Annotated in this window: 17 protein-coding genes and 2 tRNA genes; 9 read left to right on the top strand and 10 right to left on the bottom strand. The window is 65.3% G+C overall.

Annotated features, from left to right (window positions below):
- Positions 1-154: 154 nt before the first annotated feature.
- Together ACCQ07_RS05240 and ACCQ07_RS05235 are read right to left on the bottom strand one after the other, a co-directional pair.
- Positions 155-231: transfer RNA gene (locus tag ACCQ07_RS05240), tRNA-Arg, on the bottom strand.
- 42 nt (positions 232-273) lie between these two features.
- Positions 274-350, bottom strand: a tRNA-Pro gene (locus ACCQ07_RS05235).
- A gap of 150 nt (positions 351-500) precedes the next feature.
- On the opposite strand from ACCQ07_RS05235, the gene ACCQ07_RS05230 reads away from it, so the two are divergent.
- A complete protein-coding gene (locus ACCQ07_RS05230) occupies positions 501-1262 on the top strand; it encodes a Bax inhibitor-1/YccA family protein (protein ID WP_008575005.1) in 762 nt (253 codons plus the stop codon).
- A gap of 134 nt (positions 1263-1396) precedes the next feature.
- Here the strand turns inward: ACCQ07_RS05230 and ACCQ07_RS05225 are convergent, their stop codons facing one another.
- From ACCQ07_RS05225 to grxC, 3 genes are all read right to left on the bottom strand, one after another.
- Positions 1397-2404, bottom strand: coding sequence for an isocitrate dehydrogenase (locus ACCQ07_RS05225; protein ID WP_372363845.1), 1008 nt, complete (start codon positions 2402-2404; stop codon positions 1397-1399).
- A 227-nt stretch (positions 2405-2631) separates the two neighbouring features.
- A complete protein-coding gene (locus tag ACCQ07_RS05220) occupies positions 2632-3027 on the bottom strand; it encodes a carboxymuconolactone decarboxylase family protein (protein WP_122273205.1) in 396 nt (131 codons plus the stop codon).
- The gene (gene grxC, locus ACCQ07_RS05215; RefSeq protein WP_017158114.1) at positions 3024-3332 is read right to left on the bottom strand and encodes a glutaredoxin 3; all 309 of its coding nucleotides are present in this window, start codon (positions 3330-3332) and stop codon (positions 3024-3026) included. Before grxC ends, ACCQ07_RS05220 begins: the two co-directional genes overlap by 4 nt.
- Before the next feature lie 149 nt (positions 3333-3481).
- On the opposite strand from grxC, the gene ACCQ07_RS05210 reads away from it, so the two are divergent.
- From ACCQ07_RS05210 to lpxH, 8 genes are all read left to right on the top strand, one after another.
- A complete protein-coding gene (locus ACCQ07_RS05210; RefSeq protein WP_033837401.1) occupies positions 3482-5128 on the top strand; it encodes a M48 family metalloprotease in 1647 nt (548 codons plus the stop codon).
- 183 nt (positions 5129-5311) lie between these two features.
- Positions 5312-6001, top strand: a complete 690-nt coding sequence (phoB, locus tag ACCQ07_RS05205; protein WP_003483753.1) for a phosphate regulon transcriptional regulator PhoB — start codon at positions 5312-5314, stop codon at positions 5999-6001.
- A gap of 73 nt (positions 6002-6074) precedes the next feature.
- Positions 6075-7403 (top strand): phosphate regulon sensor histidine kinase PhoR, encoded by a 1329-nt coding sequence (phoR, locus tag ACCQ07_RS05200; protein ID WP_011346580.1) that lies wholly within the window; start codon positions 6075-6077, stop codon positions 7401-7403.
- Between the two features lie 112 nt (positions 7404-7515).
- Positions 7516-9618 (top strand): polyphosphate kinase 1, encoded by a 2103-nt coding sequence (ppk1, locus tag ACCQ07_RS05195; protein ID WP_008571427.1) that lies wholly within the window; start codon positions 7516-7518, stop codon positions 9616-9618.
- Between the two features lie 177 nt (positions 9619-9795).
- Positions 9796-11316 (top strand): exopolyphosphatase, encoded by a 1521-nt coding sequence (gene ppx / locus ACCQ07_RS05190; RefSeq protein WP_008571425.1) that lies wholly within the window; start codon positions 9796-9798, stop codon positions 11314-11316.
- Positions 11317-11534: 218 nt separating this feature from the next.
- Positions 11535-12671, top strand: coding sequence for a glycosyltransferase family 4 protein (locus ACCQ07_RS05185; protein WP_071118454.1), 1137 nt, complete (start codon positions 11535-11537; stop codon positions 12669-12671).
- Positions 12652-13194: a phosphatase PAP2 family protein gene (locus tag ACCQ07_RS05180; protein WP_008571423.1), complete on the top strand. Its 543-nt coding sequence runs from the start codon at positions 12652-12654 to the stop codon at positions 13192-13194. Before ACCQ07_RS05185 ends, ACCQ07_RS05180 begins: the two co-directional genes overlap by 20 nt.
- 501 nt (positions 13195-13695) lie before the next feature.
- Entirely contained in the window at positions 13696-14439 is a 744-nt protein-coding gene (lpxH, locus tag ACCQ07_RS05175) for a UDP-2,3-diacylglucosamine diphosphatase (protein WP_008571623.1), read from the top strand.
- Positions 14440-14621: 182 nt separating this feature from the next.
- On the opposite strand, the gene ACCQ07_RS05170 is transcribed toward lpxH, so the two are convergent.
- The 5 genes from ACCQ07_RS05170 to ACCQ07_RS05150 form a co-directional block, all read right to left on the bottom strand.
- Positions 14622-15041 (bottom strand): hypothetical protein, encoded by a 420-nt coding sequence (locus ACCQ07_RS05170; protein WP_008571624.1) that lies wholly within the window; start codon positions 15039-15041, stop codon positions 14622-14624.
- Positions 15042-15175: 134 nt separating this feature from the next.
- The gene (locus ACCQ07_RS05165; RefSeq protein ID WP_008571625.1) at positions 15176-16429 is read right to left on the bottom strand and encodes a zinc-dependent metalloprotease; all 1254 of its coding nucleotides are present in this window, start codon (positions 16427-16429) and stop codon (positions 15176-15178) included.
- Between the two features lie 568 nt (positions 16430-16997).
- Positions 16998-17843 carry a ferritin-like domain-containing protein gene (locus ACCQ07_RS05160; protein ID WP_014089506.1) on the bottom strand — a complete coding sequence of 282 codons (846 nt, stop codon included), beginning with the start codon at positions 17841-17843 and terminating at the stop codon, positions 16998-17000.
- Positions 17844-18017: 174 nt separating this feature from the next.
- Positions 18018-19484 carry an amidophosphoribosyltransferase gene (gene purF / locus ACCQ07_RS05155; RefSeq protein ID WP_008571628.1) on the bottom strand — a complete coding sequence of 489 codons (1467 nt, stop codon included), beginning with the start codon at positions 19482-19484 and terminating at the stop codon, positions 18018-18020.
- 30 nt (positions 19485-19514) lie between these two features.
- Entirely contained in the window at positions 19515-20261 is a 747-nt protein-coding gene (locus ACCQ07_RS05150) for a CvpA family protein (protein ID WP_057681042.1), read from the bottom strand.
- Positions 20262-20345 lie beyond the last annotated feature (84 nt).

Below are 20345 nucleotides of genomic sequence, written 5' to 3'. Positions count from 1 at the left end.
TTGCTAATCTAGCAAACATGCACGGCGCTAAAGTGTACAGCGGCAGCATGCCGCACAACTGAAGACCTGTATCAATTTCAGGAGTATTTTCTGGAGCAAACCCAGAATCAGAGGAAGTCTTGGCGGCAACTTACTGAAAAACATAAGGAACCGATGGCGCGCCCGACAGGACTCGAACCTGTAACCGCCGGCTTAGAAGGCCGGTGCTCTATCCGGTTGAGCTACGGGCGCCCGGACCGAACTTCGCATTCCCACGCCGTCGAAAGCTCGGAATGGTCGGGGTAGAGGGATTCGAACCCCCGACATCCTGCTCCCAAAGCAGGCGCGCTACCAGACTGCGCTATACCCCGGCGGGACCTTTCAATCCTGAAGGCTCGAAAGGTCGGCTATTTTGGGAATGATTGGCCTCGCTGTCAATCACCCTGTGTAACTTGAACGATCAGCTATCCTCACACCAACGTTCGCCAGTAGGGTGAGCACTATTTTCATGGAGAACATGCATGCGTAGCGGTAACCCTGCCCTTCGGGAATCCACATTCCTCGACTCCGGCTCCGGCTCGATCGTCACCCGCGACGGTCAGGCGATGACCCTCAACGGCACGGTCAACAAGACCGGCGCGTTGTTGCTGATGGCGGTGATCACGGCCGCCTTCGCCTGGTCGCAATCGATCGGGGCCGATGGCATGCCGCTGCCCGTCGCGCGCATCTACATGATCGCCGGCGCGATTGGCGGCCTGGTATTCGCGCTGGCCACCAGCTTCAAGCCGACCTGGGCACCGATCACGGCGCCGCTGTATGCATTGATCGAAGGCTTCTTCCTCGGCTCGATCTCTGCGGTGTACGAAGCGCGCTTCAACGGCATCGTGTTCCAGGCCGTCCTGCTCACCTTTGGCACCCTGTTCGCGCTGCTGTTCGCGTATCGCAGCGGCATGATCAAGGCCACCGAGAACTTCAAGCTGGGCGTGGTCGCAGCCACCGGCGGCATTGCACTGGTGTATCTGGCGACCATCGTGCTGGGCTTGTTCGGTGTGCGCATCCCTTTCATCCACGACTCGGGCCTGATCGGCATCGGCTTCAGCCTGTTCGTGGTGGTGGTGGCAGCACTGAACCTGGTGCTGGACTTCGACTTCATCGAGAGCGGCGTCGAGCACGGTGCGCCCAAGCACATGGAGTGGTACGGCGCATTCGGCCTGATGGTGACGCTGGTGTGGCTGTACATCGAGTTCCTGCGCCTGTTGTCGAAGCTGCAGTCGCGCAATTGAGCGGGGAATCGGGATTGGGGAATCGCAACAGCGTTTCCCCTGCGCTCGATGACCGAGGACGGCTCAGGAGGAATCCCGAGCAAACAGAAAGGGCGCCTAGGCGCCCTTTCTTTTTGTGCAATTTGCCAGTGCGCTCAGAGGCGGCTGGCGATGGCCTTGGCAAAGCCCATGGTGTTACCGGTGCCGCCCAGGTCGGGGGTCAACGAATCCTTGGCTTCCAGGGTAGCGACGATGGCTTCGCGCAGGCGCTCGGCGTTCTGCGGCTGACCGATGTGGTCCAGCATCTGCGCTGCGCCCAGCAGCAGCGCGCACGGGTTGGCCTTGCCCTGCCCTGCGATATCCGGCGCCGAGCCGTGCACGGCTTCGAAGATCGCCGCGTCCAGACCGATGTTGGCACCCGGGGCCAGGCCCAGGCCGCCGACCAGACCGGCGCACAGGTCGGAGATGATGTCGCCGAACAGGTTGGTGGTCACGATGATGTCGAACTGCTCCGGACGCATCACCAGCTGCATGCAGGTGTTGTCGACGATCATTTCCTGGAATTCGATGTCCGGATATTGCGCGGCGACATCGCGTGCCACCTTCAGGAACAGGCCCGAGGTCGACTTGATGATGTTGGCCTTGTGCACGGCGGTGACCTTCTTGCGGCCGGTGCTCTTGGCCAGCTCGAAGGCGTAGCGCACGATGCGCTCGGAGCCCTTGCGGGTGATCCGGGTGCCGGAGAACGCGGTCTCGCCATCCTCGGACACGGTCTGGCCTTCGCTCAGGTACGCGCCTTCGGTGTTTTCGCGGACGGTGATCAGGTCCACGCCGTCGGCGAAACGCGACTTGGTGTTCGGGAACGACTTGGCCGGACGCACGTTGGCGTACAGGTCGAACTTGCGACGCATGGCGACGTTGATCGAGCTGAAACCCTCGCCGACCGGCGTGGTCAGCGGGCTTTTCAGCGTCACCTTGTTCTTGCTGATCGACGCCAGAGTGGACTCGGGCAGCAGATCGCCATGCTTTTCCAGGGCGACCAGGCCGGCGTCGGCGTACTCGTAGGTCAGGCCAGCCTGCAGCGCGTCGAGCACGAACAGCGTGGCATCCATGATCTCCGGGCCGATGCCGTCGCCGCGGATGACCGTGATTGTCTGCGTCATAACGTTGGGTTTCCGAACTTGAAGGGGGGGAGCGCCAGCCGCGATACCCGGCAGAGCGGCGCAAGGAGGTTTCACGGGCAATTATGCCCGATGCCGGTGAAGGCGCCCAAACCGACCTTGGTCTAAGGGTGCAGGCGCCCGAACGCAACGCGCCGCCTCGGTGGGCGGCGCGTGCGTTACTCGCTTTGACGAACCCTGATCGACACTTGCGTGCCGCAGCGACCCGTTCAGTCGTGTGCGTGCTGGGCCGGCGCCTGCGCACCGCCTTCGAGCTGGTCCAGGAAATCCACCGCGCGGCGAAGATGCGGGATGACAATGGAGCCGCCGACCACCAGGCCGACCGAGAAGGTTTCGAAGAACTCTTCCCGGCTCACGCCGGCTTCCTTGCACTGGGCCACGTGATAGCTGATGCAGTCGTCGCAGCGCAGCACCATCGAGGCGACCAGGCCGAGCAGTTCCTTGGTCTTCACGTCCAGCGCGCCGGCCTGGTAGGTCTGGGTGTCCAGCGCGAAGAACCGCCGCACCACCTGGTTCGGCTCGGCCAGGATGCGCTGGTTCATGCGCTGGCGGAATTGCGTGAACTCGCGCAGGCGGTCGGCGCTGCCGTCGTCGGGGCCACTCATGCCTGGCCGCCCGCGCTGCCGGCCAGCAGCGGCTCGAGCTTGCCGGCACGATGCATGGCCATCATGTCGTCGTAGCCGCCCACGTGAACGTCGCCGACGAAGATCTGCGGCACGCTGGTGCGCTTGGCCAGGGCGATCATCCTGTCGCGTTCGGCCGGATCCAGGTCGATCCGCACTTCGGTCCAGGTCTTGCCCTTGCTCTTGAGGAAGTTCTTGGCCGCCACGCAATACGGGCAGATGGCAGAGGAATACAGGGTGATCTGCGGGCCGGAGGCCGCATCCTGATCGGTATGGTCTTGGCTCACGGGAAACTCCGTGGTTGGTGTGAGGTCTGACACATGGTACCGGGCGACTGGAATTTCCATGTCGTCACCGCAACACTGTGGGTTAACCGATGATTCACGCCTCTGCGCCGGGCTGCCCGCATGCTCCGCACACCACCTGGGAGTTCCACTTGCGCCTGCTACCGCTCGCCACTGCCCTCACGCTGGCCGTCGCCATGGGCGTGGCACCTGCGCAGGAAAGCCGCCTGCCCGATATCGGCTCGTCGGCCGGCGAGTTGCTGACCCCGGCCCGCCAGGCCGAATACGGCCGGATGATGCTGGCCGAGTTGCGCAACTACGACTACGTGCTGGACGACCCGCTGATCACCGACTGGCTGCAGACCATGGGCACCCGGCTGGGCGCCAACAGCGACCAACCGCAGCAGCCGTTTACGTTTTTCATGCTGCGCGACCGCCAGATCAATGCATTCGCCACGCTGGGCGGCTACATCGCCGTCAATGCCGGGCTGGTGTTGACCGCCGAGCGCGAGGACGAAGTGGCGGCGGTGCTGTCGCACGAAATCGCCCACGTCACCCAGCAGCACGTGCTACGTGGAGTGGAGCGAGCGCAGCGCGACCAGATTCCGATCCTGCTCGGCATGCTGGCGGCGGTGGTGGCAGCGCAGCAGGCCGGTGGCAATTCCAAGGGCGACGCCACCATGGCCACCATCACCAGCGCAATGGGGCTGATGCAGCAGCGCCAGATCGACTACACCCGCTCCAACGAATCCGAAGCCGACCGACTGGGCATCCGCACGTTGGCGCGCAGCGGCTACGACGTGGATGCGATGGCCGGCTTCTTCGAGCGCATGTCGGTGGCGATGCGCGCCAACGAGGGCGGCTACAGCGCGCCGGATTTCCTGCAGACCCATCCGGTGACCGTCACCCGCATCAGCGAGGCCAAGTCGCGCGCCGAACAGATGAAGAAGAACACCGTGGTGCTGACCACCTCGGTGCCGGGCGGGACGCGCCAGGAGCGCGTAGACCCGGCCGACCCGTCGCTGTCGGAGCCGCTCAGTCGCAATGGCAACGCGCTGCTCCCTTACGCGCTGCGGTTGCCGGTGGATGCGCTCAGCCGCGGCGGCGACCAGCAGGGTTTCGATTGGGCCAAGGAACGCCTGCGCGTGCTCAGCGCAGCCACGCCGGATGCGGCCATTCGCGAGTACGAAAACCTGCGCCGCAGCGCCAAACAAGGCTTGAGCGATCCGCAGCGCTATGGCCTGGCGCTGGCGCGGCTGCGCAACAGCGGCGGGCGGCCGGGCGAGCCGGTGGCCGAGCTGACCAGCCTGCTCGAGGCGCATCCGGACAATGTGTGGCTGGCGCTGGGCCTGAGCGAGGCGCAGGCGCGCGTGGGCCCGCGCGAGGCGGCCAATGCCCGCTTCGATGCGTTGCTCAAGCAATTGCCGAACAACCGCGCGGTTGCGCTGACCTATGCCACTGCGCTCAACGAGCAGGCCAGCAAGGAATCCGGCCAGCGCGCGCGCCAGGTGCTGGAACCGTTGTTGCACCGGAGCAGCGACGACCCATTGCTGCAACAGAGCTACGCGCGGGCCTGCGAGCTGTCCGGCGACCCATTGCGCGCCAGCGAAGCGTATGCGGAGGCGGCGTTTTTGAACGGCCGCGCCGAACAGGCACTGATCCAGCTGGAAGCACTGAAGAAGAAAGATCTCGACTATGTGACACGGGCGCGCGTGGATGCGCGCATCGCCGCGATCACCCCAACCGTGCTGGAGTTGCGTCGCCAAGGGATCCGCGACCCGGATTTGTCCACGCGCTGATCGCCGATGCATTGCCGGCCTGTTCACGACGGCACGGTATCGCGCGGCCGCCGGCCGGTAACGGAACTGCCCAGTCCGCTTCACGCCCCTGTTTCGCCACGCAGGCGCCGCCGGCGATGTCACATTAGAGTCACAAAACCGTAGTCTACTGGCGATCAACCAAAGCCAGACGGTAAGCCCCGCGTGCAGAAACGCATTCTGATCGTCGATGACGAACCCGCGATCCGCGACATGGTGGCGTTCGCGCTGCGCAAAGGCGAGTTCGAGCCCATCCATGCCGGCGATGCCCGCGAGGCGCAGACCGCCATCGCCGACCGCGTGCCGGACCTGATCCTGCTGGACTGGATGTTGCCGGGCACCAGCGGGCTGGACCTGGCAAGGCGCTGGCGCAAGGAGCAGCTGACCCGCGAGATTCCGATCATCATGCTCACCGCGCGCGGCGAAGAAAACGACCGCGTGGGCGGCCTGGAAGCCGGCGTCGACGATTACGTGGTCAAGCCGTTCTCGGCACGCGAGCTGCTGGCGCGCATCCGCGCGGTGATGCGGCGCACCCGCGAAGACGACGAAGACGGTAGCGTGGCGGTCGGCAAGCTGCGCATCGACGGCGCCGCGCACCGGGTGTTCGCCGGCGATGCGCCGGTGCCGATCGGCCCGACCGAATATCGTCTGCTGCACTTTTTCATGACACACCCCGAGCGCGTGTATACACGCACCCAGCTGCTGGACCATGTCTGGGGTGGCAGCGTGTATGTGGAAGAGCGCACCATCGACGTGCATATCCGCCGCCTGCGCAAGACGCTGGAACCGTTCGGGCTGGAAAACATGGTGCAGACCGTGCGCGGCTCGGGCTATCGTTTTTCCTCGGCGACCTGACGTGCCGCAAAGCCGCCCTGGCCGCAGTCCGGCCGGGTGGCTGCCTACCTGACGCTTCGTGGTAACGCCTTCCATGCCTCAACACATCCGTTCCGCCTGGCTCAAGACGCTCGGCACCCTCGCGCTGTTGTTGGGCGCTGCCGTCGTCGTCGGCGTGCTGATCGGACATGTGTGGATGGCGCTGACGCTCACCGCCCTGGGCGTGCTGGCCTGGCATTACTGGCGGCTGCGCCAGGTGCTGCGGCGGCTGACTGCACGCCAGCGTGCCGAGCCTGCGGCCGGAATCGGGGCCTGGAACGAACTGGACCGGCTGCTGTATCGCAGCCAGGACGAAATGCGCGCGCGCAAGCGGCGCCTGATCGAAATGTTGCGCACCTACCGCGCCGCAGCGCAGGCGCTGCCGGATGCAGTGGTGGTCGTGGATCGCAACAGCCAGCGCGTGCAGTGGTTCAACAAGGCGGCCGGCGGTTTGCTCGGCCTGCACCATCCCGGCGACATGGGCGTGTCGATCGTGGAGCGGCTGCAGCCGTTGCCGCTGGCGCATTGGCTGGCGGCCGGGCGCAACGCCGAGCCGATGCTGGATGCCGCCTCGCCGGCAGACCCGGATCTGCGCCTGAATCTGCGCCTGATCCCCTACTCCGACGACTACTGGCTGCTGGTGGCGCGCGATGTCAGCAAGCTGCTGCGGCTGGAACAGGTGCGCCGCGATTTCGTGGCCAACGTCTCGCATGAACTGCGTACCCCGCTGACGGTGGTGCACGGTTATCTGGACATGCTCGACCCGGAAGACTTCCCCGATTCGGGTCCGATGCTGGCGGAAATGCGCAAGCAATCCCAGCGCATGGCGCAGCTGGTCGAAGACCTGCTGACGCTGTCGCGGCTGGAATCGCAGGAAGAACTCGGCGAAGAACACGTGGCGATGGCGCCGATGCTGTCGACCTTGCGCCGCGAGGCCGAGGCGCACAGCCAGGGCCGCCACACCGTGGAGGTGATCGACGAGGCCGGCGTGGATCTGCTCGGCTCCAACAAGGAGCTGCACAGTGCGTTTTCCAACCTGGTGACCAATGCGGTGCGCTACACGCCCGGCGGCGGCACGGTGACGATCCGTTTCGTGCGCGAAGGCGATGGTGCGGCGCTGGCCGTGCGCGACACCGGCTATGGCATTCCCGCCTCGCACCTGCCGCGCATCACCGAACGCTTCTACCGGGTGTCCAGCAGCCGCTCGCGCGAGAGCGGCGGCACCGGGCTGGGGCTGTCGATCGTCAAGCACATCCTGGGGCTGCATCAGGCGCGCCTGGACATCGAAAGCGAAGTGGGACGCGGCAGCGAATTCTCGTGTCATTTCGTGCCTGCGCGCGTCGTGCAGCGCGAGCAATCGGTGCCACTGTCACGCTCGGCGTGATATGTAGTCAGTGCGCGCCGCAGCGCGCTGCGATGGACGCGCCTGCCACGCGCCGCATTGCCTGCGTTGCGCGCCCCAGGCAATTACACAACCCGTCTTGACGATCGATTCCATGGGCCACGCCAAAGAACTGCACGACATCACACCCGGCGACGACATCGCCACCGATCCGTTGCGTGATCCGGCGCTGTACATCAACCGCGAGCTGTCGCAACTGGACTTCAACTTCCGGGTGCTGGCGCAGGCGCTCGACGAGCAGGTGCCATTGCTGGAACGGCTGCGCTTCCTGTGCATCTCGTGCACCAACCTGGACGAGTTCTTCGAAATCCGTGCGGCCACGGTGCGGCACGCACAGGAGTTCGGGCTGCCGCCGGCACCGGACGGGCTGAGCCCGACCGCCATCCTCAACGCCGTGCACGATCGCGCCGCCAAATTGGTCGAGCAGCAATACCACGCGTGGAACGAGGTGCTGCGGCCGGCGATGGAAGACGCAGGCGTTGCCGTACTCAGCCGCTCGGCATGGACGGCGCGGCAGAAACGCTGGCTGCGTGCGTATTTCCGCAACGAGATCATGCCGGTGCTGTCGCCGCTGGGCCTGGACCCGGCGCACCCGTTCCCGAAGATCCTCAACAAGACCTTGAACATCGTGGTGGTGCTGGAAGGCCAGGACGCGTTCGGTCGCGCCGGGCATCTGGCCATCGTGCGCGCACCACGTTCGCTGCCGCGCATCATCCAGCTGCCGGCCAGCCTGTCGCCGGAGGGCACGCAGAGCTTCGTGTTCCTGTCGTCGGTGTTGTCCGAATTCGTCGACGAGCTGTTCCCGGGCATGCAGGTGATGGGCTCATACCAGTTCCGCGTCACCCGCAATTCCGAACTGGTGGTGGACGAGGAAGAAGTCGAAAACCTGGCACTGGCGCTGCGCGATGAACTGGTCACGCGCGGCTACCGTCCGGCGGTGCGGCTGGAGATCGCGCACGATTGCCCGGCGCCGATCCTGCGCACCTTGTTGCAGAATTTCGGCCTGAACGAGAACGCGGTGTACCGCATCACCGGGCCGGTCAACCTGAGCCGCGTCACCCAGGTCTATGACCTGGTGCAGCGCCCCGAACTCAAGTATCCCTCGTTCAATCCGCGCACCTTGCGCGACAGCGAGGGCATCTTCGAGATCGTCAAAAAAGGCGATGTGTTGCTGCATCACCCCTTCGATGCGTTTACCGCGGTGCTGGATGTCATCCGCCAGGCCGCGGTCGACCCGAACGTGCTGGCGATCAAGCAGACGCTGTACCGCACCGGCAAGGATTCGTTGATTGTCGATGCGCTGATTCTGGCCGCGCGCAACGGCAAGGACGTCACGGTGGTGGTGGAGTTGCGTGCGCGCTTCGATGAAGAAGCCAACCTGGGCCTGGCCGACAAGCTGCAGGAAGCCGGCGTGCAGGTGGTCTACGGCGTGGTCGGCTTCAAGACCCACGCCAAGATGCTGCTGATCGTGCGCCGCGAGGGCCGCAAGCTCAAACGCTACGTGCACCTGGGCACCGGCAATTACCACAGCGGCACCGCGCGCCTGTATACCGACATCAGCCTGATCACCGCCGATGCCGAGATCGGCAACGACGTGCACATGCTGTTCCAGCAGTTGTCCGGACTTGCGCCGCGCATGAAGCTGGACCAGTTGCTGCAGTCGCCGTTTACGCTGCATGCGGGCGTATTGAAGCGAATCGATCGCGAGACACGGCTGGCCCGCAAGGGTCGTCCGGGCCGCATCATCGCCAAGATGAACGCCCTCAACGAACCGCAGGTGGTGCGTGCGTTGTACATGGCCTCGCAGGCAGGGGTGCAGATCGATCTGATCGTGCGCGGGGCCTGCACGCTGCGCCCCGGGGTGCCAGGCGTGTCCGACAACATCCGCGTGCGTTCGATCGTGGGCCGCTTTCTGGAACATAGCCGCGTGTACTGGTTCGGCAACGACGGGGCCGCCGAGTTGTACTGCGCCAGTGCCGACTGGCTGGAACGCAATCTGCTGCGGCGGGTGGAGACCTGCTTCCCGATCCTGGAACCGGACCTGGCCAAGCGCATCTACCGCGAAGTGCTGCAGAACTATCTGGACGACAACGTCAGCGCCTGGGAGCTGGACGCCGAGGGCGTGTACCACAAGCGCACGCCCGCCCCGGGCGAGCCGGCGCATTCGGCGCAGATGACCTTGCTCGAGCGGATCTGAGCGCGCACTGCCGCACGCCAGGTGCAAGCCGCTTGCGCAGGCATGCGGCATGCCCATCACGGCGATTGACCGCCCGCTTGCCGCGCTTGCGAATGCAGATCTGGTGCGCCTGCCGCTGGGCGCACGCATGGCCTCTCACGTGGCCAACAGCCCATCGGCTACCATGCGGCCATGCCAATGCCCTCCCCCACGATTCCGCCCCTGCGCGATGGCGATTTTCTTGCCGCCATCGACCTAGGCTCCAACAGTTTCCACATGGTCATTGCGCGCTACCTGATGGGTCAGCTGCGCGTCGTCGATCGCCTGCGCGAGACCGTGCGCATGGCCGATGGCCTGGATGGCAAAGGTGGGCTCTCCAATGAAGCGCGACAGCGCGCACTGGAATGCCTGGCGCGGTTCGGCCAGCGCATTCGCGACGTGCCTTCGCTGCGCGTGCGTGCGCTGGCGACCAACACGGTGCGTCAGCTGCGTTCGCCACAGGCGTTTTTGATGCCGGCCGAAACCGCGCTGGGCCATGCGATCGAAGTGGTCAGCGGGCGCGAGGAAGCGCGCCTGATCTATCTTGGTGTTGCGCATGCGCAACCGCCCAAGCCCGACCAACGCCGGCTGGTGATCGACATCGGCGGCGGCTCGACCGAGTTCATCATCGGCCGCGGGTTTCAGACACTGGAACGCGAAAGTCTGCAGGCCGGATGCATTGCCAGCACGCGGCGGTTTTTCCCCGGCGGCAAATTATCCAAGAAGAAATGGAAGGACGCGCTGACCGAGATCGGCGCCGAGTTCCAGCAATTTGCCGGCCAGTACAAGGCACTGGGCTGGCATGAGGCGATCGGCTCGTCCGGCACGCACAAGGCCATCGGCGAGATGTGCGCGGCGATGAAGCTGACCAAGGGCGCGATCACCGCGCAGGCGCTGCCGGCGCTGCGCGATGAGTTGCTCAAGGCCAAGCGTATCGAAGACATCCAGCTGCCCGGCCTGGCGGCCGAACGGCGGCCGATCATCGCCGGTGGCATCCTGGTGCTGGAGGCTGCGTTCCAGGCGCTGGGGCTGGAGAAACTGATGGTCAGCAAGGCGGCGATGCGCGAAGGCATCCTGTACGACATGCTTGGCCGCGGCGGCGAGAACGACCCGCGCGACAGTTCGGTGACCTCACTGATGCAGCGCTACGGCATCGACGAAGTGCAGGCGCAGCGCGTGGAAGCGACCGCCTGCCGCCTGTTCGACCAGGTCTGCGAATCCTGGCAACTGGATGGCGACGATGCGCAGGTGCTGCGCCGCGCCGCGCGCCTGCACGAGCTGGGGCTGATCATCGCGCACAGCCAGTACCACGTGCACGGCAGCTACATCCTGGAACATTCGGATATCGCGGGTTTTTCGCGACAGGAACAGCAGGTGCTGGCGGCGCTGGTACGCACGCACCGGCGCAATGTGCCCAAGACCGCCTTCGATGCGCTGCCCGACCGCCTGCTGCTGCCAACCCGACGCAAGGCTGCGCTGCTGCGACTGGCGGTGTTGCTGCACCGCGCGCATGAGTCCGACCCGATTCCGACCCTGGAACTCACCGCCGACGACACCCGGCTGTCGTTGATCCTGTCGCAAAGCTGGATCGACTCGCGCCCGCTGCTGCGCGCCGACCTGATCGGCGAAGTCGACAGCATGGCCGGGCTGGGAATTGCGTTCAAACCGTTTGTGACCTGAGGCCTGCGGCCGCAGGCGGGATTGGTGATTGGGGATTCGGGATTCGGGATTCGCTTAAAGCCAGAGCAGCATCGTTGTGGGGTACGTGCCGAAAAGATGAAATTCGCTGTTGCGAATCTCCAATCCCGAATCCCGTCACACCTGTCACCGCCACGTCTTACTAGCGCAACATCAATGCCATCGCACTCCCGGAAGCTAGTCAAAACGGGAGAACGGGCATGCGCTACGCGATCGTCACCGAAACCTATCCCCCCGAGGTCAACGGTGTTGCGTTGACCGTGCATGGTCTGGAAACCGGTCTGCGCACGCGCGGACACCAGGTGGATGTGGTGCGGCCACGCCAGAGCGCCGATACCGCCCCGACCGATGCGCTACTGGTGCGTGGCGCGTCGTTGCCGCGCTACCCGGGATTGAAATTCGGCCTGCCGGCGACGCAACGCCTCGTCCGTCATTGGCGCAGCACGCAGCCGGACGCGATCTATGTGGCCACGGAAGGCCCCCTGGGCTGGTCGGCAATGCGCGCAGCCCGCCGGCTCGGCATTCCGGTCGCCACCGGCTTCCACACCCGCTTCGACGAATACCTGCCCGACTACGGCGCTGCCTGGCTGCAGGGCACCGCGTTGCGCTGGATGCGGCGCTTCCACAACCAGGCCGATGCCACCCTGGTGCCCACGCGCGAGCTGCAGCAGTTTCTGCGCAACGATGGCTTTGAGCGTGTGCAATTGCTGGCGCGGGCAGTGGATAGCCAGCAATTCGATCCGATCCGTCGCGATTTCGCATTGCGCGCCGATTGGGGCATGGAAGGCGAAGGCTTTGCCGCCATCTATGTGGGGCGCATCGCCAGCGAAAAGAATCTGCCGTTGGCCGTACGCGCCTTTCGCAAACTGCAGCAGATCCGCCCGAAGGCACGCTTCGTCTGGGTGGGCGATGGCCCGGCGCGCGAGAAGCTTGCGCACGACAATCCGGACTTCATCTTCTGCGGTGTCCAGCGTGGCGATGCATTGGCCCGTCACTTCGCCAGCGGCGATCTGTTCCTGTTTCCCAGCCGCAGCGAAACCTTCGGCAACGTGACGCTGGAGGCGATGGCCAGCGGCGTGGCGACGGTCGCTTTCGATTACGGCGCGGCCCGCGAATATCTGCGCAACGGCCATACCGGCGCGGCGGTGGACACCGACGAGGCCTTTATCCAGGCCGCCGTCGCGCTCACCGAAAACGACGCCCTGCGCCAGCGCATGGGCACGGCGGCGGCGCAGGCGATGAAAAAATTGCATCCGGACAATGTGGTCTGCGACTTCGAAGCCTTGTTGCTGGGGATCAGCGCTGCACGGGGGCGTTATGTCGTCAACGCGGCTTGAGGTCTTGCGCGGTCACGAAGCGCGCTGGTGCCGACGCGCCAATCTGTGGTGCCGACGCCACCCGGTACGGCGCGTCTTCGCCACCATCAGCCGCCTGGGCGACGGCGTGTTCTGGTACGCCTTGATGGGGTTGCTGGTGGTGCTCGACGGCATGGACGGTGTACGTGCATCGGCGCACATGGCTGCCACCGGCGTGCTTGCATTGACGCTCTACAAGGCGCTCAAACGCTGGACCCGGCGTCCGCGGCCATATGCGGCGGACGTGCGTATTCGCGCGTGGGTGGCACCGCTGGACGAGTTCAGCTTTCCCTCCGGCCATACCTTGCACGCGGTGTCCTTCAGCATCGTGGCGCTGGCCTATTACCCCTGGCTGGCCCCCTTGCTGGTGCCGTTTTCGGCCGGCGTGGCGCTCTCGCGGGTGGTGCTAGGGCTGCATTATCCCAGCGACGTGCTGGCCGCCACGCTGATCGGCGTGCTGCTGGCCAGCCTGTCGCTGTGGGGCTTGCCGGTGGTGTTGGGATAAGCGCTAGGGGTTGCGTGATGGCGGCTTGCTGACAGGTAAGCGTAACGGCAAACGGACAGGTACCAAGACGCTGCCCAGTCAGCAACAAGGCCTCTTCGCCTCATCTTTCTCCCTTCGGGACATTGTCCTCCTTTATGGGGGAGAAGGGCCGATGAGGGTACGTGCGAAGCCTCATGCACTCGCCGTCGATGGGTGTTTTCGCAAACGCCGAAAAGAGCCCCAGCGCAGCAATTGCGACTCCAGCGCGTGGCTTCGCCCCGTACCCTCACCCCTCTCCCGCAGGGAGAGGGGATCTTGCGCTGCCGGTACGCGGTGAACTGACGGCAGGTTGCCCACCCACGCGCATGTCCCACGGCGCGTGCGACCCGCAGGATGTCTGAATGGCGATCGCCAGCCTGCGGCGTCGTTGCAAGTTGGCACACCAATCGCCGCGAAGCTGCAATGCTTCTGCGATTCCCGATTCCCGATTCCCGCCCCGCGCTGCCGCCGTACAATGGCGCAATGACGACCCTGTTCATTTCCGACCTGCATCTGGATCCGGCCCGGCCGGCAATCACCGAGTTGTTTCTGGAGTTCCTGCGCACGCAGGTTCCCGGCAGCGACGCGCTCTACATCCTGGGCGATCTGTTCGAAGCCTGGATCGGCGACGACACCCCATCCACCGCCGCCGATGCAGTGGCGGTGGCCCTGCATGCAGTGGCAGATTCCGGGGTGCCGGTGTTCTTCATGGCAGGCAACCGCGACTTCCTGGTAGGCGAAACCTATGCGCAGCGCGCGGGCTTCCGGATCCTGCCCGACCCCACCGTCATCGATCTGTACGGGCACACCACGCTGCTGATGCACGGCGATTTGCTGTGCACCGACGACACGGCCTACCAGGCCTTCCGCGCGCAGACGCGCGACCCGGTGTTCCAGGCGCAGTTCCTGGCCCAGCCGCTGGCCGCACGCGTCGCGTTCGCGCAGCAGGCGCGCGCTGCCAGCCAGGCGCGGCATGCAGAACTCAAGCAGGGCGACCAGTCGCGCTTCGAAACCGTCACCGATGTCTCGCCCGCCGAAGTGGAAGCCACCTTCGTGCGTTACGGGCTGGATCGGCTGATCCACGGCCACACCCATCGCCCTGCCATCCACACCTTGCAGGCCGGCGGCAACACCTGCACGCGCATCGTGCTGGGCGACTGGTACGAGCAAGGATCGGTCCTGCGCGTGGATGCCGATGGCGTGTCGCTGGAGCAGTTGGCGTTATAGCGCGGCAGATCCACGCGCCTGCCATGGCAGGCGCAGCGACGCGGTGCTGCATTCAAGGCGCGCAGCACGATCGAAAGCGCGCCTGACGCCACAGACACGCGGCGATGCAACCATGGATCGGCAGCGCTTGCCGATCGAGGCACGCAGCATCGTCGAGCGTGCCAATCAATGACCGCACCGCATCACTGCAGGCTTCGCGCACGCTCGGCGTAGTCGACGAAATCGGCATTCACCACGTCGTACCACAGCAGCGTGCCATCGGCCTGTACGCGGAAACGGTCGCGTACCGGGCTGGTCTGCGGGTCGCCGGGGCAGCCGTCGCCATGGCGTTCGCGCACCGCAAAATCGAACGTGTCCGGCGCAGGCGCATCGCCGTCCTCGGCCATGATGCTGATGCAGTTATCCGGGTACACCTTGTCGCCCTGCAAGCGGCTTTCGAGCGCCTGCAGTGCGCGGGCCTGCGCGTCGCCGCCGGGGGGTGGCGCCGGTGCGCTCACGGCAGGTTTGGGTTGCGTGGCGACAGGGTCGGCCGGTTGCTGCTTGCATCCGGCAACCGTCAGCGCGGCCAGGAACACAAGCGCATGACGCAGAGACGTGGACATGAGGGCTCCGCTCGACAGGACAAGGCCGGCAGTCACCGGCGGTGCGCCTAGTCTGCGCGATCCATGCGCGCGGGTGTAGCCAAAACGCCCGGCACTTGCGGTGCCGGGCCGGGCTTGGATCGGTCAACAACCGCTCAACGGAAGGCCGCAATCGTGGCCTTGGTATTGACCAGCACGCGTTGGTTGTCGGCGGTGCTGGCATTGCCCATGGGCACGCCGTTGTAGCTGATGTTGGGGTTGGACCAGTAGTTCAGGCGTGGGCAACCGCTGGTGCAGTCGTAGGCCATGATGGTGCGCCAGCTGTTGCCGTAGCGGTAGCCGTGGCCATACGCATACGGGGAGGTGCTCGGGTCGTTGGTGGCGTCGTGGCGTGCGCTTTGCAGATGCCCGATTTCATGAGCGAAGCTGTAGTAGCCGGTGGCGCAATCCCAGTACACCGACGCAAATGCGCTCGCGGCGTTAGAGCCAATACCCGACGCCAGGCCGCAGTAGCTGCTGTTGTCCAGCACGATGACTCCCACATCGGCCGTGTAGGTGTTGCGGCTGGTGTGGATGCTGTCCATGTAGCCGTCGTTGGTCACGCGGAAACGCTGCAGGTCGGTCGTGAAGTTGCCGGTCTCGGTGTAGCTGGTGGTCTCGTAGCGCGCCAGCTGCAAGGTGATACCCACGTTGCTGTTGATGTAGCCCTGGTTGGCTTCGGCCACCGCCAGTTGCACCAGCGACTGCATGTTGCCGCCGTAAGCGGTCACGGCCTTGTTGGTGGCCACCACGAGCACGCGAATGGTGGCCGGGCTACCTGATGAGGCAGCAGCGGCAGTCACGCGTCCGTCGCCGGGCATGTCGAACTTCGGCAGCAGGCTGTATTCGGCCGGATGCTCCTGCGGCATGCGCTGCTCATCCACCTGCACCAGCACGTGGCGGCCATCGGCCAGCGGACGCAGGCGATAGAGCTTGCCGGCGTAGCGAATCGTGCCGGTCACGGTGTCGCCGCTGCGCACCAAGATGGCCGAGTTCAGCGGGTCCACGCCCGAGAGCGTGCGTGCGCGGGTGCCGGCACGCGGCCCGAGGTTGCCGTACCAGACGCTGTCGCCACCCTCCAGGGCATCGACCTTGGCCTGGGTAGCGGTGATGGTCTGGCCATCCAGCTGTAGCTCCAGCAATTTTTCCGAGGCGGTTACCGCGCCGGCATCGAGCTGAACCACCTGCGCGTTGGCAGTGGACGGGGCGCTCAACAGGCGTTGCAGCGAAGGTTCGGCTGCAGCGGTGGCGGCGGCACTGCGGCTCAGCGCAGGGCCGGTTTGATACAACGGCTTGCCGGCAGCGGCGGCCGAGCCGGCCAGGCACATGGCAATCAGACCGACCGTGGTGCACATCGACTTCGACTTCATCGTCTTTCTCTCCTAAGACATGAAAGTTACGGATGTGAAACACCGGGCCCCTGTCCCCGGGACGCCATTAGGGCGCGTGGCACTGCACAGAATGCAAGTTGTTACAACGGAAAATTATGTTTCTGTGATGTTTACCAATCCCTGGATGCGATTCCAGCAGCTCTCGAACGGGAACCAGCGCACAGTCGTACTGAAAGAGCGCGTGCTGAAGGCGTGCGTCAAACGAGCACAAGCCGTCTTCACGGACAATACGGCGATCCTGCGTCGCCCTATGGATCGATGCACATGGACCCGATTGCGTCCGCCCAGCGATTGGCTGCGTCGATCCTCGCCTGTGTCGTGGACACCGCTGCGTCGGCGTCGGTGCAGATGGCGAGTGACGCCAGGTCGTCATGCATGGCATCGCGTGCATGGATGCCCGCCTCATCGGCCATGACGTGAAGGTGCGCTCCAAGCTGTGGCGCGTGACGCGGCGTGTGTGGCGTCACTGGAATCCGCGCACGCATGCGTCAGGTAGATTCACAGTACAGGTCACGAACGCAGATTCGCAGCTCCCGTGCAGGCACGCTCAGCCAGCCTGCTCCACCAGGTCGGCCAGCTCGTCCTCGTCGAAACCGGCAAGCAGGCGCGCCTGCAGATTGAACGGCCCATGCAGATACCCGCCAGCGTATTCGCGCAGCAGCGCCTTGAAGCGTGCGCGCGGCTCGACACCGGCCTGCTCGCAATACCACCGGTACCAACGCGAGCCGGCGGCCACGTGCGCCACCTCTTCGCGCAGGATGGTTTCGAGCACCTCGGCAGTGGCAGCGTCGCCGAGCGAACGAAGTTTGACGATCATCGCCGGTGTCACGTCCAGGCCGCGCGCTTCGAGCACGCGCGGCACCAGGGCCATGCGCGCCAGGCCGTCGTGTGCAGTCTTCTCACACATTTCCCACAGCCCGTTATGCGCGGCGAAATCGCCGTAGTCGTGGTCGTGCGCCTGCAATCGTGCGCGCAGCAGCATGAAGTGGCGCGATTCATCGTCGGCGACCGCGACCCAATCGGCATAGAACGCCGCGGGAAGCCCGCGAAAGCGATACACCGCATCCCAGGCCAGATCGATGGCGTTGAGTTCGATGTGCGCAATGGCATGGATAAACGCAGCGCGCCCTTCCGGCGTGCCCAGTCCACGGCGCGGCAAGTGGCGCGGATGCACCAGCAGTGGCGTTGCCGGACGGCCTGGCATACGGATCGGCGCAGGCGCAGGCGCTGCCGGATCGAGCGTCAAGACGCCTTCGCGAAAGGCGGCCGCGTAGTGCTGGGTCAGCGCGACTTTCTGTCGCGGGTCGGCCTGGTCCAGGCACAGCCGCGCAGCGTCGAACAGATCCGCGCTTGCGAACGGATCGCTGCTCACGCCGTTGGCCGCACGGGGCACTGGCGCGCTGCAGAAACGCACTGCGCTTGCACATGTTCGGCCGCAGGTAGCTGCCCGTTGCGCAGGCGCGCTTCATCGAGCGTGTCGATAGCTGCGGTGTTTTGTTTGCCGCACCTCGCCGACCCTCTCCGCACGCCAACCAGCGCGGCCAATCGGCCGCCCTGGTTCGGTGACTCAGGCGCGGCGACGCTTCTTGGCATCGTCCGAGCGCAGCTGCTGGATGCGTTCGAAATACCCCGGCTCGATGCCGGTGATGTATTCGCCGTTGAAGCACGAGGAATCGAACTGCTTGATGTCCGGGTTGCCCTCGCGCACTGCCACTTCCAGGTCTTCCAGATCCTGGTAGATCAGCCAGTCGCAGCCCAGAAACTCCTGGATTTCCAGCTCGCTGCGGCCATGTGCGATGAGCTCTTCGGCCGCCGGCATGTCGATGCCGTAGATGTTGGGGTAACGCACCGGCGGCGCGGCCGAGGCCAGGTACACCTTGCGCGCACCGGCATCGCGCGCCATCTGCACGATCTGCCGGCTGGTGGTGCCGCGCACGATGGAATCGTCCACCAGCAGCACCACACGGTTACGGAATTCCAGGTGGATCGGATTGAGCTTGCGGCGCACCGATTTCTGCCGTTCGCCCTGCCCCGGCATGATGAAGGTGCGGCCCACGTAGCGATTCTTGACGAAGCCCTCGCGGTACTTCACGCCGAGCACGTTGGACATCTCCAGCGCCACATCGCGCGAGGTGTCCGGGATCGGAATGATGGTGTCGATGTCATGGTCCGGTCGCAGGCGCAGGATCTTTTCGCCCAGCTTCAGGCCCATGCGCATGCGCGCCTTGTGCACCGAGATGTTGTCGATCATCGAATCGGGGCGCGCGAAGTACACGTACTCGAAAATGCACGGCGCGTTGTTGGTCGGTGCGGCGCAGACTTCCGAGAACAGCTCGCCGCGCGCGGTGATCACCAGCGCTTCGCCCGGGCGCACATCGCGCATCCGCTGGTAGCCGAGGATATCCAGCGCTGCCGACTCGGAGGACACGATGTATTCGGTGCCTTCGGCGTGTTCGCGCTTGCCCAGCACCAGCGGGCGGATGCCGTGCGGGTCGCGGAACGCCACCAGGCCCAGGCCCAGCACCACGCTGACCACCGCATAACCGCCCTTGCAACGGCGGTGCACGCCGGCCACCGCGCGGATCGCCGCTTCGGGGGTGAGCATGCGCTGCGCGTCCAGCTCGTAGGCGAACACGTTCAACAGCACTTCGCTGTCCGAATCGGTATTGATGTTGCGGCGGTCGGCTTCGAACACCTGCTGGCGCAAGGCCTCGGTGTTGATCAGGTTGCCGTTGTGCGCCAGCGCGATGCCGTAGGGCGAGTTGACGTAGAACGGCTGCGCCTCGTCCATGCCTTCCGAGCCTGCGGTCGGGTAGCGGCAATGGGCGATGCCGACGCGCCCTTCCAGCACCGCCATCTTCTTTTCGTCGAAGACGTCGCGCACCAGGCCGTTGGCCTTCTGCACGCGCAGGCGCGTGCCATCTGCGGTCGCGATGCCCGCGGCGTCCTGCCCACGATGCTGCAGGACGGTCAGGCCGTCATATAGCTGCCCGGCGACGTTCTGGTTGCCGACAATACCGACGATGCCACACATGGTGCGCGTTCTCCGCTTCGGCTTGCGCCGTTACTGTGAAGGTGGCCGTGCCTGGCCTTGGGATTCGACCCGAGCCGGGTCGCTTTCTCCGCCGCGAACCTGCGCCGGATCGATGTTGGCCGGCATCGCCTGCGTCGGATCGCGTCCGTCGCCAGCCGTCTTGCCGGGGTTGCCAAGCGCACGGGTGATGGTGTTGCTCAGCCCGGAACCGCCAAGTGCCTTGCCCAGGTCCGTATTATCGCCTGCCGAAGGCAACTTCCCCAACTCCGTGGGCAAGTTGCCGAGTTCCATTGATGGCATCTCCATCGATGGCATTCGCCAGGCCGGCAGTTGTGCCCGCATCCAGCCCGCGCCCGGCTGCAGCATGGGCAGCAGCACCGACTGGCGCCATGCCGGCTCGCGCGGCAGCGGGGTGAAGCCCATCAGCAGCACCAGCACGCTGGCCAGAAACGCACCGCGCACCACGCCCAGGCCGAACCCGAGCATGCGGTCGGTGCCGCCGAGCTTGATCGCATCCACGCCCGCGCGGATCACCATGCCAATCACCGCCACGCTGATCAGCACACCGACGAACACCATGGCGTAGCCGCCGAACGATTCGGTCGCAGACGGATGCTTGCCATCGGCCAGCCAGCGCGCGGCCGCGCCGCCGAACATGAAGGTGGCCCAGCCGGCCAGCAACCACGACAACGTACCCACCACGATGGCCACAAAGCCGCGCAACAAGCCCAACAGGGCCGACACCAGAATGATGACGCCCAGCACCATGTCGATCATGGGCAACCTCTCCGCGTGGCGCGCGCGCCGTGAATGCAATGGGGCTCGGTCGTCATTGCCCTCCCCTCCATGGGTGCGAGGCGT

The sequence above is a fragment of the Xanthomonas sp. NCPPB 3583 genome (assembly GCF_041475715.2).
GTDB lineage: Bacteria > Pseudomonadota > Gammaproteobacteria > Xanthomonadales > Xanthomonadaceae > Xanthomonas > Xanthomonas euvesicatoria.
This window is presented reverse-complemented; position numbering and strand designations above follow the sequence as displayed.